General features: G+C 40.2%; 15 protein-coding genes. 7 read left to right on the top strand and 8 right to left on the bottom strand.

From position 1 onward, the window contains the following. Nucleotides 1-105: 105 nt before the first annotated feature. From PQO05_RS06950 to PQO05_RS06915, 8 genes are all read right to left on the bottom strand, one after another. Nucleotides 106-3,249, bottom strand: a complete 3,144-nt coding sequence (locus PQO05_RS06950) for an RHS repeat domain-containing protein (RefSeq protein WP_273631978.1) — start codon at nt 3,247-3,249, stop codon at nt 106-108. Between the two features lie 98 nt (nt 3,250-3,347). Further along, nucleotides 3,348-4,265, bottom strand: coding sequence for a hypothetical protein (locus PQO05_RS06945; protein ID WP_273631977.1), 918 nt, complete (start codon nt 4,263-4,265; stop codon nt 3,348-3,350). Nucleotides 4,266-4,267: 2 nt separating this feature from the next. Further along, entirely contained in the window at nt 4,268-5,221 is a 954-nt protein-coding gene (locus PQO05_RS06940; protein ID WP_273631976.1) for a hypothetical protein, read from the bottom strand. Between the two features lie 47 nt (nt 5,222-5,268). After that, nucleotides 5,269-5,709, bottom strand: a complete 441-nt coding sequence (locus tag PQO05_RS06935; RefSeq protein WP_273631975.1) for a hypothetical protein — start codon at nt 5,707-5,709, stop codon at nt 5,269-5,271. 171 nt (nt 5,710-5,880) lie between these two features. After that, nucleotides 5,881-6,207: a hypothetical protein gene (locus PQO05_RS06930; RefSeq protein ID WP_273631974.1), complete on the bottom strand. Its 327-nt coding sequence runs from the start codon at nt 6,205-6,207 to the stop codon at nt 5,881-5,883. A gap of 20 nt (nt 6,208-6,227) precedes the next feature. After that, nucleotides 6,228-7,019 (bottom strand): hypothetical protein, encoded by a 792-nt coding sequence (locus PQO05_RS06925; RefSeq protein ID WP_273631973.1) that lies wholly within the window; start codon nt 7,017-7,019, stop codon nt 6,228-6,230. A 179-nt stretch (nt 7,020-7,198) separates the two neighbouring features. After that, nucleotides 7,199-7,549, bottom strand: a complete 351-nt coding sequence (locus PQO05_RS06920; RefSeq protein ID WP_273631972.1) for a hypothetical protein — start codon at nt 7,547-7,549, stop codon at nt 7,199-7,201. A 322-nt stretch (nt 7,550-7,871) separates the two neighbouring features. Then, nucleotides 7,872-8,000, bottom strand: a complete 129-nt coding sequence (locus PQO05_RS06915) for a hypothetical protein (protein WP_273631971.1) — start codon at nt 7,998-8,000, stop codon at nt 7,872-7,874. A 149-nt stretch (nt 8,001-8,149) separates the two neighbouring features. Between PQO05_RS06915 and PQO05_RS06910 the strand changes: the two genes are divergently transcribed. The 7 genes from PQO05_RS06910 to PQO05_RS06880 all read left to right on the top strand — a co-directional run bounded on the left by PQO05_RS06910 (nt 8,150) and on the right by PQO05_RS06880 (nt 15,723). Then, a complete protein-coding gene (locus PQO05_RS06910) occupies nt 8,150-8,581 on the top strand; it encodes a type IV pilin protein (RefSeq protein ID WP_273631970.1) in 432 nt (143 codons plus the stop codon). Nucleotides 8,582-9,103: 522 nt separating this feature from the next. Next, the gene (locus tag PQO05_RS06905) at nt 9,104-10,540 is read left to right on the top strand and encodes a GspE/PulE family protein (RefSeq protein WP_273631969.1); all 1,437 of its coding nucleotides are present in this window, start codon (nt 9,104-9,106) and stop codon (nt 10,538-10,540) included. Between the two features lie 12 nt (nt 10,541-10,552). Further along, nucleotides 10,553-12,484, top strand: coding sequence for a type II secretion system protein GspD (locus PQO05_RS06900; protein WP_273631968.1), 1,932 nt, complete (start codon nt 10,553-10,555; stop codon nt 12,482-12,484). Between the two features lie 2 nt (nt 12,485-12,486). Then, nucleotides 12,487-13,695: a PilN domain-containing protein gene (locus PQO05_RS06895; RefSeq protein WP_273631967.1), complete on the top strand. Its 1,209-nt coding sequence runs from the start codon at nt 12,487-12,489 to the stop codon at nt 13,693-13,695. A 2-nt stretch (nt 13,696-13,697) separates the two neighbouring features. Continuing rightward, nucleotides 13,698-14,216 (top strand): hypothetical protein, encoded by a 519-nt coding sequence (locus PQO05_RS06890; protein WP_273631966.1) that lies wholly within the window; start codon nt 13,698-13,700, stop codon nt 14,214-14,216. 21 nt (nt 14,217-14,237) lie between these two features. Continuing rightward, nucleotides 14,238-15,200: a fibronectin type III domain-containing protein gene (locus tag PQO05_RS06885; RefSeq protein WP_273631965.1), complete on the top strand. Its 963-nt coding sequence runs from the start codon at nt 14,238-14,240 to the stop codon at nt 15,198-15,200. 7 nt (nt 15,201-15,207) lie between these two features. Next, nucleotides 15,208-15,723, top strand: coding sequence for a hypothetical protein (locus tag PQO05_RS06880; RefSeq protein ID WP_273631964.1), 516 nt, complete (start codon nt 15,208-15,210; stop codon nt 15,721-15,723).

Here is a 15,723-nt window from a genome sequence, read left to right as displayed (position 1 = left end):
CCTTAAAAGTACGCACCGTCGTCTGGCCGTACCCGCTTATAGCGACGAGCAATAACGTAATTGTCCCGATGTGCTGTTTTAGGTTGAGTTTCATCTGTGATATGATTACTGGTTTTGGTAATGATAATCAATGTGCTTAATGATATTGCCGTCCTTATCTTTAATATTCATCAAGCGCATAAAGCCGTCGTACTCATAATAAGTCGTTATCCCTTTGGCATCGGTCATCGATGTCATACCAACAAGCGGACTATAAGTGTATGTCGTCACCTGTGCATTCGGTAAGGCGGTACGTAACACAGCCAACTGACTTCTGATTTGTGCATCTGTTCCGGGTGTATTATTCAATTGATTTATAACACCCTGGCCTAATACGTTTACTAAATCCTGATACGACGCATTTTTCACTGATGCAACGGGATACTGATGATGATATCCCCACAGATAGGTATCCGCGATTAAGCCTTCTTTCAAAACCGTAGCAATATTGGTAGCATCATCATAACTATAATTGAATCTGCTCTCATATTTTACAGGGTCAACGCCGGTACCATCATAGAAAGCCAAACCAGCGGGGTCGACAGGTTGCGGGGTCTTGAGCGTGTAGTAGGCGTCAGGAAATTCGCCTGGCTGGTTTTTGTAAGTAGTAATCGAACCATTAATGACACTACTGCCATTATTAACCATTAGCCGTTTCTCGATAACGGGGCTTGAATTGAAGGCAAAAGCCGGGTTAATATCTTTCGGGTATCGCAGCAAAACATTGTAATTATCGCCGTTGCTTTTGCTTACTTCTTCCCGGGTCAGCTCAATATGGGCAGCATTATCGTAATGATAATTTTCTGTAGTTATCAGTTGTTTGGTCGAATCAGCAGGGTCATAATCAGTCTGAATTTTTGATACCGGATAAAACCAGGGCGAGTCGAGATGATATTCCGTTACCACAAATTGGGGTGACCGAGGGCACGGATATATTGTGCAGGCGCCTAATTGGTTGATTACCCCCGGTATAAATAACCCGATCGCAAGTCCACGTACATTATGCCCGTTGGGGTAAATCAAAGGATCGCCGAAACCGTATTGATATTTGTTAACTACCTTTCTAACCGGGTTGTATTTCCCGGTTACATTGTTGTAGATATAGTCTGTTGTTTCAAGCGGAAGCCCTTCAAGCCAATCGTAAGATACTATTGGGGAATAGGGATACCCAAGTACACCAGATACATCACCTTGCGATAATACGTTCACGGTATATCCCATCCCTATAGAATCCCGGGTATAAACTTTAACGCGGGTATAAGCTACGTTTCCACCCTGTATCGTGCTCAATGGTGCAAGCGAATTGGATGATTGCGACGTGTAATAACATTCCTGGAAATAATTTCCTTTATTTACATCCTTATGTACCATATAGTTCATATACTGAGGTTTGTACCCCAGTACGCCTGATGATAAACCGTTGGTATTCTTATACTCGAAATATTTGGTCACTAAAGTATTCGAAGCCGGGCCCGAATAGTTCGTAATAGATTTGATCCTTAAACCACCTGCAAATTTGTTGAATGTTGCCGTTGTCGAGGGATCCGCGGGGTGCGTCCATTGCACCGTTAAGAATGGGCTGCCGAAGTCGCCGTTACAGACGATTTCGATATTGTAATTGCCGGGGGCCAGATCGGGTATGGTTAATCCTCCGTTGACGCTTTTGCCGTGATAAATAGCGCTGAAATTACTGGGCCCGGTTAAAGTAATTTGCGCCTCACTGTCACCTGTTGGTGGTATACCTCCCCCGGGGGTTTTGACAGGATTGCCAGAATCATAGGATAAGGTGAAATAGCTGGAATTAGCGGTCACCATAAATGATTGGTTGACTGTTTGATTGGCAAGGCCAGTTAATTGTGCGAATCCTTGGGTTGTTCCGGTACGTTCGGTTGTTACGTAATCATTCGCATCATAGTCAAATGAAGAGTATCCTCCGGTTGGATAAATGATCTTTTTTAAAATCCCCGCCTTCATAGCAGCCGTATCGGGTTCCCTGTTAGCTCCTGTGAAAAAACCATGGGTATCGTCCATTGGTAATAATGTACTATTTGTCTTGTTATTGAAATAGCCCCAGTGATCTTGTGATGGGCTGAAACGCGCAGGCAGGGTCGGGCCACCATATTCGAAACTATAAGGAGCGGCTCCACTTTCCTTTACCCCTGTCAACTTTAACCGGGTACCGGATGAAAAATAATCATAATTTAAGTCGAATGTTTTTAATGGCGAGTCCTGATTTTTATAATATAAGGCAATTTGTGTCAAAGCCTGCGTATTAGGTAAATCAGTTCGGTTGAGGTTATAGTTAAAAACCACATGGTCTCCAGTCGATGCGATAATCTCCCGGATCCGCCATGCAGTTATCGTAGTGGTACTGGTTTGAAGCCGGCTAAAACCAGGATCACAGGCATTATCAGCTACGGCTTTCCCATAACGTATTTCTGTAGGTTGGTTATCAAAGTTGTATTTTAAAGAATCATATAAGAAGCTGATTGTATCATGGTGAGCGGTAATTATCCTTGTCAAATACCAGGATGGCGTAGGATAAAATGGCCTGAAAAGCGAGCCTCCAGTACCAACGGACTCCGTTATTGCATCTTCTTCTTTGTTAAACTCGAAATAATTGTCATGCTCATCAGTCACGGTAAAAGCATTCCCCCCGGTGGCATAGGTCATTTTGATACGTTGGTAAGGTATCGTGTAAATATTTCTATCCTGATCAAAGAAAAACTTAATGTTTTTACCGGGCATGTTCAGGTAAAATAAATCCGGTTTGGTATCTATTGAGTCAGTCGCTGCTCCATACATAAACATGTATTGGGGATCGCGATTCCAGGTAAACGCGTCGAAGGAAGCTGGTAATGTGCCCGTTTGCGGTGTGCGGTCCTGCGGCCCCAGCCATCCAAATATATCGGGCAAGCCATTTACAGCACAGGTAATACCGCCTCCGGCCTGCAAACTCCATCCTAGCCCTACAGTGGTTGCAATATCGTTTACTTTATTTCCTGAAGAATGGTAATTCAAACTAATGGGGATTTCTATACCCTTAGCTTTGATGGTGTAAATTGGAACAGTAATATTAGGGACACCCGTGTATAAGCCCACCGGGATATCTCCAAATTTACCGAATGCAGTTGCCTCCGGGGATATCGAGTTGGGCGCTAGTTTAGGCGGCGTTGTTTCCAGAATGGTTTGGGCTTTAAGTGTATTCACAGTCAGGGCCAGTGCAAGACAGCAGCACACCTTTTTATAATTGCTCAGCATGATAAGAATTAGTAATTTTTGTTGTTTTAAGTGCAGAGATTTAGGGGTTATTTCAATTTCAGCATTTTCCTGATCGCGTCAAGCTCCTTTTGCTGGGCATCATTTCTTAACTTTTCCTTGCTTAGGTCTTTGTCTTTTTCTATCAGGTATAAGGTTAGCTCTTCTATTTTTTTCAGCAATTTGGTATTCATCTCTCCCAAATTCATACCCTCTTTGGCAACCTGGGCTGCGGAGGGAATTCCAGGTAAATGGTGATTTTGATCGATGTAGGTTTTTACATCTTTTAAACTGGCGAGATCGTAATTTTTGTCAAAAACATAATCCGGTATTGTTACATTAGGGTCTACTAAAACCTCCGTAGCATGAATGGTCCCGCCAACAGTTAGTTTGGAATTAGGGTCAGGGGCTGATGTCCCAATACCGACACTGCCGTTATTGTCAATCATCAATCTGTCCGTTAGATTTCCCCAATAAGATCCATCCGGATTGGGAGAATTTCCGATATAGAATTTTCCATTTAATGATTGCAAGTACCAGTTAGCACCGGAATGCGCCCAGTTTCCCTGGCTCACAACAAGTTGTGGGGAATCACCGGGATTACTCGCTTGTAGCCTAGCGACGGGGGACACTGTTCCAACACCAACATTCCCTAAAGTATCAATAGCAAATACGGTAGCTGTTGGGCGTTCAATAACAAATGTTTGCTTACCTGGGGTAGGATCATTGTCCAAACCTAAATACCATTGAATTTTCCCGTTGGTGGAATATAGCGTTCTTGCATACTGCCCAGTCATACGATTCAGTAAAATGTCAGTGGCATATGTACTGGTTAAGGAAAGTAAACTTGCTGGTCTCGCTGTCCCCGTTCCTATACCTACGTTTCCGTCTGGCGGGAAAGTATTTGTCTGCGCTCGGGCATAGCTTAAAGTTGAGACAAATAAAATGGTGATAAATAGTTTCTTCATGCTTATTTTGCTTTTGATATGTTCTTAATCTGGTTCTTCAATTCATCAATCTGTAGTTGCTGACTTTGAGAGTCTTCTGTTTGCTGCGTTTTAAGCGCTTCAATTTGCTTGTCCTTTTCTATTAAATAAAGCGTCAGTTCTTCTATCTTCTTCAAAAGCTTCGTATTCATTTCACCCAGGTTAATCCCACCTTTAGCAACCTGTGCAGCTGAAGGAATATCGGGTAAATGATGGTTCTGATCGATGTAGGTTTTTACATCTTTTAAAGTCGCGAGCTCATAGCCTTTGTCGAATACATAGTCCGGTATTTTTACGTTAGCGTCTACTAAAATCTCGGTAGCATGAATTAAACCGCTTACAGTTAATTTGGAATTAGGATCAGGATTCGAAGTACCTATACCTACATTTCCAGCGTGCTGTATCACGAGAACTGGATTACCAGAACTGTTGCTAAAATAAATGCCCGATGCCCCAGATGTCAGGTAGCCAGGTGTGATATCGCCGAACTTGATAACATTAGTGTAAGTTGAACTCTCCACTGAGACATCTAGTGTTGCACCCGGGCTATCCGTGCCGATACCAACTTTACCTGAGTTATCAATTTTAAAAAGCGTTTTTTCTAAATAAGTTGTGGAGGCTGAACGGCTTACATTAAAGTAATCTGTAGCACTTCCACTACCAATACACACTCTCCAAGCAGGCAAATTGGGGTTTACAAATCCCCATATGTTAGATGAATTTCTTAATATATTAGAGGTAAGGTTGATGGAAGAGTAACTCGCTGAATTCTCAGGCATCAGTGCATTTCCGTTAGGCATCCATAGTGCGTTATAATAATAATGGCCCGAAGGGACCACGGTATTTATAGCGGCATCACCGGATGAGCCAAATGTGTTTTGCGCCAAAGTGTATTGAATTGTCAATAATGATAGAATTAACGGAAGAAGTATTTTCATAAATGGAATTAGTTATTCGTTTTTAAAAGAGTTTTAATTTGTTTTTTTTACTCATCAATCTGTATTTGTTGATTTGTAAATTTAATTTCGGAATCCTCTTTCTGTTGAATTAAGTACAACGTCAGTTCCTCAATCTTCTTTAATAGTTTAGCATTCATCTCACCGAGGTTAATACCCTCTTTAGCAACTTGGGCAGCTGAAAGTATTTCAGGTAAGTGGTGATTTTGATCGATGTAGCTTTTTACATCTTTAAGTGACGTGAGATCATAGTCCTTGTCGAAAACATAATCAGGTGCGGGAACAAATTGGTCAACTAAAACTTCGGTGGTGTGAATAACGCCATTTGCGGTCAGGGTTTTATCTGGTTGTGTAGTACCTATACCTACGTTGCCTCCGTTTGGGTTAATTATGCTATTTCCCCAAGCACTACCAGAGGCAGATATACTTTGAATGATACCATAACCATTTGCATCAGTCGAAGTGTTCATTCTTATATAAGTCTTCCCCTCATCTGTTGAGCCGGCCCAAATAGTTGACTGTCCGGCAGGATTATACACCAGTGTGTTTCCCCGTACCTCCAGCTTAGCAATTGGAGCGTTGTCCCACTACCCATATTGCCGTATGCATCAATGAACATTTTCTCAGTCAGTGAGCCTTCATTAACGGTAGAGAATAAGCCCACCTGTTTCATTTCCTGTTCCTCCGTTACTAATTTGTAGACCTATGCGCACATACGTTGCTATTACTCCATTAGCTGCTGAAAAATCCATCCCAGTGTCATTTCCCGATCCTACTGCTACACCAGTAATATTTAATGCACTTCCAGTTGTTCCTTTATAAACATCAAGTTTATATTCAGGATTTGTTACCCCAATTCCCACATTACCGGTGTTCAAAAAAAGATTGCCATTAAGCGGTTGCCACGTTTGGGCATAAGAATAGCTTGCCGCTAAAATTGACAGAATTATCAAGAAAAGCTTCTTCACAGAATTGAGATAAGTAAAATTTATTTTGTATTGGACAGCTTTAATAAAGCAGTAACCTGAGCTTTTAGGTCGTTAATTTGTTGTTGCTGGCTATCAATTTGAGTTTGTTGTTTTTTAACTTCTTCATCCTTTTCGATTAAATAAAGGGTGAGTTCTTCAATTTTCTTAGTTTGTACCTTGCCGAGTTCGCCAAGATTAATTCCCTCACTAGCTACTTGTTTAGCAGCTGGCATTTCAGGAAGGTGATGGTTTTGGTCAATGAAACTTTTAAGCTCTGTTAAAGACCTTAAAGTGTAATGTTTATCAAAAACAAAGTCCGGCCATTCGCTTTGAAGCTGTACGGTGACAGATTCAGCAATCGCACTTCCGGCGACTGCAAATTTATAGCCTGCAGGATGCAATGTTGTTCCAATAGCTATATTACCACTAAGGTCTAAATGTAAACCGGTCTTATAATTCAAGCTTGCATAGTCACTTGTGGAAGGTGCATATTGCAAATTTAACCCTGGTGCCCCATGATCGATGTCTATTGAAAATCTAATACCATAAGAGTTTGTGTAACTTGTATGGTTAACAAATTCCAATGCGCTGTTACCGTTACTAATTTGGCCAAACCTTACCTGTTCGAAATTATAGGTCCCGGGAATAATTATTTGATTTGAATTGCTGGTTTGAAATGGACCTATTTGAAGTGCAGTTGTCGGGTTATTTACCTTAATACCTACATTACCTGTGTTGGGATCGGTTGTGACCTGAGCATAGCAATAGCTCATCGAGAATAGTGGCAGAATTGCCAAAAGAAGTTTTTTCATGAAATTGTGATACGATTAAATACTTAACGATGCGAATATAAGTTTAGGAAAGTACACTTAATAAAGCTGCGTAAAATTTAACTGACGGCTAATATTATTAATATATTGATGCCAACATTTACCTAACCTATCCGGAAAATTTAAAGCTTGTTTCAGCTCACCGGATTAACACCTTTACTTTATTCTTCTTTTGTAAGAACACGTTTGGATAGTGTTTTTATTTTAAGCGGTCTGATAACGATTCCACCTAAATATGCTTCCTCTGCTTTACTTGTTACTCCTTTGATAAAACATTTTGCCGAACGATATAACTTACCACTGTCAATATATTTTCCTTGGCAGCCATGTCCATCAAGCGTAATGTTGAAAAAATCTATTAAGTATCCTTGTTTATTAACAGCCAATTTTTCGCATCGGCTACAAACATAGTCCAGATAACGGCTAGAATATTTCACATATTGTTTGCAGGTAGGGCAATGTTGTTGTTTAATATGTTCCTGGGCATCATTTGTTTTAAAGTTTTTGCTCATAATTCTGTATAATCGATTCTAAGTGATAAAATATTGCCGGAGATAAACGAAAAGGAGCGAGCTGCCTATTTGCCCACCATAAGGATTGATCGCTGCGCTCCGGCAATAAAATGTCATGAAAAAGCCTGAACTTATTAAGTTCAGGCCGCATCTTTCTTCATCCATTCGTTTTTTCTTCAAGATAGAAGTAAACTGTTTTACCATTTTTGTGCCTTGGCATCCCGTCCGATATCCTACGATTTAGTGCAGCCTTGCTAATACTAAAAAGATCCATAACTTCTTCTCTTGTAAGTCATTCTTTACTTAGCCGTTTTTTGGCATCCTATATTACATCGAGCCTTTCTTTAATATCATCAACCGTCAGCCTTTCTGACGTATTCATTAGATATTCAATTGCTGCATTAATCCATTTGATAGGTTCGTAATGCTGTTGCTCAGTGATATCAGACATTTCTTCGTCAATCTCACCTTTAAATTAAAGCTGATTTAGTCTCTTCCCATAAAGATTGTAAAACTGAAAATAACGTATTGCAGTCTTTAGACTTAGATGCGTTAGGATTTTTCCTAATAAAATAATACCTTAGCGTAGCCTTATCAAATATGAAGTGTCTTCCCCTAAAAATAAAAAAGCATCACTACGTAAAAGCATTTACGCTTACAGAAGCGCTAGTTGTTTTGATCATCATTGGCATTATGATCTTATGGGCTTTGCCTAATTTTATGCCGGTACTTACTAAAGCGAAAGAAATGGAGGCCAAGATCCAATTGGAACACATTCAGACTTTAGAAAAAAGTTACTTCTACGAACACTCCAAATATACGAACGATCTTACTGAACTCGGTTTTATCCAGGAGAAACTATCCACAGAAGGCAAGGACGGTAGGGCAAATTACAAGATTGAAATCTCAAATTTCACTACTACTACTTTTACCGCTACTGCTACAGCAGTAGTAGATTTTAATGGGGACGGTAAATTTAGTGTATGGCAAATTGATCAAGACAAAACGTTAAAAGAGGTGACCCCTGACTAAAATGATATTTGCCAAGGTACTTGCATTAATTTTCTTGTTTATAATTTTTATACAGGATCATAAAAAGCATCGTGTTTATTTTCCGTTATTTCCGGCCGTATGCCTATTATTAATTTTTATTGAATTAAAGTCGGGTGGCAACTGGATTAATCTATGTATTGATTCCGGGGTCAATTTACTTTTTATTTTCATGCTGTATGCTTTAATGACCATCTTTCTCAGTATCACACGAAAGAAGTTGATCGATCTGAATAAGGGTTATTTTCATACAGGTGATTTGCTTTTATGGATCTCCGTATCCACTTATTTTCCACCGTTAAATTACTTTGTATTTTTGTTTTCCAGCTTGTTTATCGTCTCTTTATTTTGGTTTATTTACCAGTTACAATCCGTAGCAAAGCAAAAATATTTGCCGTTAGCCGGTTATCAGGCGTTGGTTTTTGCGATCATACTTGTGGTTGAGTGGATCAATCCTAACTTAAAATTGGGAAATGAGGAATGGTTCATTGATCAATTTATCTGATGATGGAAATGGGGATAGAGGAGATCATTTTAGGATCGGAGCAGATCCATCTTATTACGAAGGAGCAAGCCTGGCATTATAAGATCTTACCACTTGAAAAAAAAGACACATATCTGAGCTTATACTGTGAAGACAGTGCTAACCTGGAGAACCTGGCTTTTGAATTGGAGATCGTGACGGGCAGGCAAGTTAATCTGTTTCCAAGATCTACGCATCTGATCAACAAGTTATTGTCGAAATATTATCTAACGGAAGATTCTGGTCACAAAAGCAGCCAGCTCAGTTTGAACGATTCCGATGATTTTTTGACACGTCTGATTGGCGAGGCCAAAAATTTAAAAAGCAGCGATATTCACATTGAAAACTATGAGCAAAAATGTCGCGTAAGGATTCGTATTGATGGCCTGATGGTGGAAAGGTACCTGCTGGAACACAAGGACTATCCGGCTTTGATCAATAAAATCAAAATACTGGCCAATCTGGATATCGCAGAAAAACGCCTTCCTCAAGATGGGCGTATTAACTTTAAAACAGAAGAGCACAATTTTGATATTCGTGTGTCTATACTTCCTACGTTGCATGGCGAAAAAGTGGTTCTACGTTTATTGAATAATGATGCGACGGATATTGATCTTTATAAACTTGGCTTTTCGGAAGAAGATCTCGATAATTACCTGCAAGGGGTCAAACGGCCGAATGGAATATTGTTAATCAGCGGTCCGACAGGTTCGGGCAAGACGACCACCCTTTACGCCACACTAAAATTGCTGAACAAGGAAACCCGTAATATCCTGACGATTGAAGATCCGATTGAATATACCATGAGCGGTGTGAACCAGGTACAGTTAAAGGAAAATATCGGGTTGAGTTTTTCGGTTGCTTTGAAAACGTTTTTGAGGCAGGATCCGGATGTTATCATGGTGGGCGAGATCAGGGATAGTGAAACGGCCAATATGGCTATCCGCGCCGCCTTAACAGGACACCTCGTACTTTCCACCATCCATACGAATTCCGCCTGGGGAACGGTATCCCGCCTGATAGATATGGGAGTTCCTTCATTTTTGTTAGCTAACACCCTAAATACAACGGTAGCGCAAAGGTTGCTCCGGCTGTTGTGCCCTGTTTGTAAAAAACAGGCGCAATTTGATAGTAATTTATACCCCAGACAGTTCAAACCCTATCGTGAGGTGCTCCACCACTACCTTCCTACTGGTTGCGAAGCTTGTCATTATACCGGTTATAAAGGACGCAAGGCCGTATATGAAGTTATACCGATAGATCAGTCATTTTCATTGGCCATCAAAAATGCTGATACAAACGTAAGTGGGTTATTGACAGATCGTGGTATACAGACTCTTGCGGAAAATGCATTTAACCTCTTTTACGATGGTACGACTTCGTTAGAAGAAATCTATCCCCTATTATTTAACTATTGATTATTACACTTTATGCATAAAACCTTTACCTATTTATGGTTGGTTCTCTTTCTTACTTTAATGATGCCAATGCAATTAATGGCACAGCAGGCAAATCGCGTTGACCAAATCAAGCAAAGGCTTGATAGCCTGTCAGCTACTATGCCTGGATTAAATGAAAAAGTCCAGATTTCAGTTAGCGGAGTACCCGTAAAGGATTATTTGAACGCGATCGCCCGGGCAAATAATTTAAGTTTTCACATTGATCCTGCGCTGGATTTCAAAGTCAATAATACTTTCAGCAACGTTACTGCCGCAAATATATTGACGCTGATCGCACAGCAGTATAGCCTTGATATTGCCTCTGTGGGTTCAATAATTGTGGTCAGGCCGTATCCCAAGGAAAATATTAAACCTCCCGCAAAGGTGTTAGGCATAAAATATCGTGCCCCGGAAAATTTATTATCACTTGAGTTAACTAATGATAGTTTAACTGCGGTAACGCATAGGATTACCCAGCTTTCCGGCAAAAACATGATCGTTCCTGCTAGTCTTCAGGGTAAATTAGTCAATGCTTTTATTACGGCAGCACCTTTTGATGTGGCAGTTGAGAAACTCGCTTATGCTAATGAGGTGAAACTCGTTAAAACGAGCGATGGTTTTTATCTGTTTCAACCGCTGGAAGAGGGAGAACAGCTATATGTAAATGGTGATAATCGCACAGACGTGCGTAAAACCTTCAAAGCGCTTACCGCTACCGGTGCCAATGGAAGTACAGGGTTATTCAGCCGTACCATTAATGGCCAAAAGCTTTTGTCCGCAGAAGCGACAAATGCATCCATTCTGGACCTCATAAAAGCAGCTTCAAGGGAGTGTAACAAAAATTACTTCATTTATTCAGATATTAAAGGAACCATATCCATGCACGCCAACGATCTTTCGTACGATGATTTTGTGGATATGATCCTTAAAAGTACAGCTTATACTTACAGCCAGCAGAAAGGCGTATACATGTTTGGTGAGCGGAGCCTGGAGAATTTAAGGGACAATAAAGTTGTGCAGCTGCAAAACCGGGCTATTGATACAGTAATGGCTATGATCCCGGCAGATTGGAAAAAAGGTGTTGAAATTAAGGAATTCAGGGAACAAAATATGATTTTGCTATCCGGGTCCAAGCCACAGATTGCGGAAATAGAATCATTTATCAAGCAGATCGATTTGCTTATACCGATGATACTGGTCGAAGTTACGCTAATTGATTTTCACAATACCAGGACAGTTACAACGGGTATTGCAGCAGGAGTTTCAGATAGCGTCAAAACAGGCGGGAGTGTGTTACCCGGGCTGAATTTTACGATGAGTGCAAATTCCGTCAATAGTTTTCTAAATAAAATAAGTGGCGTCGCACATGTCAACCTCGGACATGTCGTCCCGAGCTTTTATGTGTCATTACAAGCTTCTGAAAATAAGGATAATGTAGATATCCGGTCTGTGCCTAAATTGTCTACATTAAATGGCCATTCTGCGGTGCTTAACATCGGTAATACCAGGTATTATAAGAATACGACTTCAAATTTTATCCCCTCTTCTGCAACAACCCAGACAGTACTCAATTCTACCTATACGGAAACGAAGGCAGATATGGTAATTGACATTAAACCAATTGTTTCCGGTGATGATCAGGTGACACTGCATATCAAAGTCAATATCTCCGATTTTACCTCAATTCCTACCGACGGTTCACCACCGCCTAAATCAAACAGCAATTTCGAATCTATTATACGAGCACGTAATGAAGACACCATTGTTCTTGGCGGGATTGAGCGTACAGAAAACGACGAATCCGGATCAGGTATACCAATCCTTTCCCGGATACCAATTTTAAAATATATTTTTAGCTCGCGGTCAAAAACCAAGGCTAAAGTAGTCACAGCTGTATTCATTAAGCCAACCATTATCCGTTAATTATGCTTGATAAATATTGTCGTTTTAGTAAGGTGGCGGGAGTTTCAATCGAAATCCAAATGAATGGAAATGCTCTTGCGCACATTTGTCTGTTAGCCATTAGTGGTAATCAGCTGACTATTGAGAAAAAAATGGTGAAGTTGACAGATATAAATGAGATCAAAAAGCTACTTCCAGAAAAAACGATCGTTGCTATCAACTTAACAGGTAAGGGGATTTTAATTAAACAAAGTGTTACCCCATTTCAGAATGAAACGGACCTCAGCACTATAATCCCTAATGCAAAAACAGAAGACTTTTACACACAGATATTTGATTCAGGGAAGGGATCATTTGTTTCTTTAATTAGAAAGGCGGAGGCAGATAGATGGGTTATTCAGTTACAAGAGTTAGGATTGGTGCCAGTTGCCTTAAGCTTGGGGCCATTTGTAGTCAATCAAATTATCCCTCAACTCAACGTATATGGCCAGGAGTTGATTTTTGACAGGCATGTTATCCTTCGCGACGAACAGAATGCCTGGCTCAGTTATAAATACGTAGCCACAGCAACCGCAGTATTTCCTTTTAAGTTGGAAAACGAGCAGATTGACGAATCATTACTGTTGCCTTATGCCTGCGCATTTCAACTCGCTTTATATCCAAACATTACGCTGACCCAAACAAATGCAGAGATCTTAAATAAGGAACTACTTAACAGAATAGATCACAACAAATTAAAGGTCAAGGGTATGGCCATACTGATCGGGCTTTTTACTCTGCTTTTAATTAATTTTTTGCTGTTTTCTTATTTCACTTCATCCAACATGAAATTGGCAACCCAAGTGGGGCAAAGTACGATATTAGCCAATAATGCGGCGTCTGTAGCTGATAGTGTCAGGATGAAGAAAAAACTTCTGGAGATGATCGGCTGGGAGCATAAGATTAATAAAAGTGCTTTAATAGATCAGATTGCTCAATTATTGCCTGAGGAGTTGTATTGGCAACAGGTGAGCGTAGATCCATCGGAAGTAAACCAGGACCATGGTGTCACCCAAAATACTTTTGCAGCAAGACAAATCAGGGTTACCGGTACTTCAGTGCGTTTAATACCGGTCAATGAATGGATTGCCCGGCTGAAAACTAAACCATGGATCAAGGATGTACAATTGCAAAGTTATAACTACAATAATGAACTGGATACCGGTGAATATGTCGTAGTAATTACCTATTGATTATGAAAGAAAAGCTTCGTCCATATCATAATAGTCTGCTTATTGTAGCATCGATATTATTGCTGGTGATCAGTTATCAGTTGTCGTTCAAAAAAACAATTGAAGCCTGGCAACTTAACCGGAAATTCAAAACCCAGGTTACAGGCATGACTTTGAATAGCCAACCGGCTTATCTGGAAAGACAAGACCGCATATTGAGATCGGTAATCCATACCTATCAAATTGATACTGTTAATTATAAAAACAGTATGGCTATGGAAGTAGCAGAGGTCGGAGACAAAGAGCATGTCCGTATTGTTGAAGTACCGATGAAATCTGGTATTTCGGATAACCATTATCTGGTGCAAAAGATTGTATTGAAGGGCGACTTTTTCGACCTGTTAAAAACACTTAACCATTTACATCAACTGAACAGAATTGGGTATATACGTTCTGTATCGTTGAAAAAACTTAGACAATTGGATAGATCAAAGACAAGCAATGACTTGAATTTGGAAATTTACACTGCAATAATTAAATAATAATACATTAACAGCATTCTGATGAACAGGAAATCTTTGTTCCCTTATTTTTTATTGTTTGGTGCTATTGCGGCAACGTTGATAAGCTCGTGTAAAGATATTATTGAACCCTCGATAACGGATAGAACAATTACTGCGGAAGCACCAGGGGATAAATTTCAAACCACAAGCTATAACATCAACTTTTGGTGGGATGATGTGGACGATGCCTTGCAATATAGACTACAGGTGGTGACTTCCAAATTTGATTCGGTGCCGGGTTTAGTATTGGATACGGTTGTTAAGGCTACCAAATTTTCGATCAACTTGAATCCAGGTAATTACCAATGGCGTGTAAGGGCTGAGAATGGCAGTACTAAAACAAATTATTCCCAAGCCAAATCTTTTACCATTTTACAATCTTCTATCAAACCCCAGACCGTACAGTTATATACCCCTGCCAATAATTTTTTAACCAATCAAAGCAGTATCGCTTTTAGCTGGGGAAGTTTGTATGGTGCCACTCAGTATCATCTTGAAATAGATACCGCGAACTTCGTGGATGAAAGCCATATTTATTATGATAAATCGATTCCTGGTCAGCAAATCAGCGTGAGCCTGACCAGGGACCAGGTTTATCAATGGCGGGTTAGGGCGGAGAATGACACGGCACAATCTAAATGGTCACCTGTTTATTCGTTCACATTCGATCACACGCCACCTGCTGTAGTAACTTTAGGTGCCCCTGCCGACAAACAGTCAGTTGGATCACCCGTAAGCCTGCAATGGAACAGTGCAAGTACTGCTATTAAATATCGTTTGTATCTCTACAAATCAGATGGTGTTACTTCCTATGCCGGTAATTTTCCCATTTCGCTTACAACGAACAGTTATAGTTTTACGACAGGTGTTTCAGGCGATACAGTTTATTGGAAAGTAACAGCCATCGATGCAGCAGGGAATGAAAGTGCAGCCAGTACTACCAGAAGTTTTATGATCCAATAATCCGGTCATGAAGAATAAGATGTTAAACTATTTTTTGATCCTGGCTGTTGCCGCAATATGGGGTTTGATCATCTATCGTATTGTGAATGCGTACAGCAATCAGGATGATCCGCCCATTAACGGACCAAGCGTTCAGGTGATTGACAAACTACCGGAGGACTATGGTAATTTAAAAGATACCACGACACTGATTTTAAAATACCGGAATCCATTTATCAGTGAACCAAAAAAGGTTGACCAGGAAGTACCTGTATCAGATTTGATCGGTAAAATGCCTGTCGTCCGTAATACTCCAGTTAAACCTGCGCCTGCTGCCATCAACTGGAATTTTATTCAATATTCCGGTTATATCAGGAATTCGAAAACAAAAAAATTACTAGCTATTGTCAGCATCAATGGTCATCAATATATGATGGACGAAGGGGAGACTGATGGGCAAGTGAAATTGCTTAAAAACTTGAAGGACTCGGTTAAGATTATCTTTGAGGGCAGGACTAAATTTATTACCATGGCTGTGAAATAA

Source organism: Mucilaginibacter jinjuensis, assembly GCF_028596025.1.
GTDB classification, from domain to species: domain Bacteria; phylum Bacteroidota; class Bacteroidia; order Sphingobacteriales; family Sphingobacteriaceae; genus Mucilaginibacter; species Mucilaginibacter jinjuensis.
Note: the sequence above shows the minus strand (reverse complement) of the source record. Positions and strands in the feature narration are given on the sequence as shown.

Excerpts from the sequence above, each read along its gene's own strand:
- PQO05_RS06895 (WP_273631967.1), top strand. The coding sequence starts at position 12,487 with ATGCTTGATAAATATTGTCGTTTTAGTAAGGTGGCGGGAGTTTCAATC.
- PQO05_RS06945 (WP_273631977.1), bottom strand. The coding sequence starts at position 4,265 with ATGAAGAAACTATTTATCACCATTTTATTTGTCTCAACTTTAAGCTAT.
- PQO05_RS06900 (WP_273631968.1), top strand. The coding sequence starts at position 10,553 with ATGCATAAAACCTTTACCTATTTATGGTTGGTTCTCTTTCTTACTTTA.
- PQO05_RS06920 (WP_273631972.1), bottom strand. The coding sequence starts at position 7,549 with ATGAGCAAAAACTTTAAAACAAATGATGCCCAGGAACATATTAAACAA.
- PQO05_RS06910 (WP_273631970.1), top strand. The coding sequence starts at position 8,150 with ATGAAGTGTCTTCCCCTAAAAATAAAAAAGCATCACTACGTAAAAGCA.
- PQO05_RS06915 (WP_273631971.1), bottom strand. The coding sequence starts at position 8,000 with ATGTCTGATATCACTGAGCAACAGCATTACGAACCTATCAAATGGATT.
- PQO05_RS06935 (WP_273631975.1), bottom strand. The coding sequence starts at position 5,709 with ATGAACACTTCGACTGATGCAAATGGTTATGGTATCATTCAAAGTATA.
- PQO05_RS06905 (WP_273631969.1), top strand. The coding sequence starts at position 9,104 with ATGATGGAAATGGGGATAGAGGAGATCATTTTAGGATCGGAGCAGATC.
- PQO05_RS06925 (WP_273631973.1), bottom strand. The coding sequence starts at position 7,019 with ATGAAAAAACTTCTTTTGGCAATTCTGCCACTATTCTCGATGAGCTAT.
- PQO05_RS06880 (WP_273631964.1), top strand. The coding sequence starts at position 15,208 with ATGAAGAATAAGATGTTAAACTATTTTTTGATCCTGGCTGTTGCCGCA.
- PQO05_RS06885 (WP_273631965.1), top strand. The coding sequence starts at position 14,238 with ATGAACAGGAAATCTTTGTTCCCTTATTTTTTATTGTTTGGTGCTATT.
- PQO05_RS06890 (WP_273631966.1), top strand. The coding sequence starts at position 13,698 with ATGAAAGAAAAGCTTCGTCCATATCATAATAGTCTGCTTATTGTAGCA.
- PQO05_RS06940 (WP_273631976.1), bottom strand. The coding sequence starts at position 5,221 with ATGAAAATACTTCTTCCGTTAATTCTATCATTATTGACAATTCAATAC.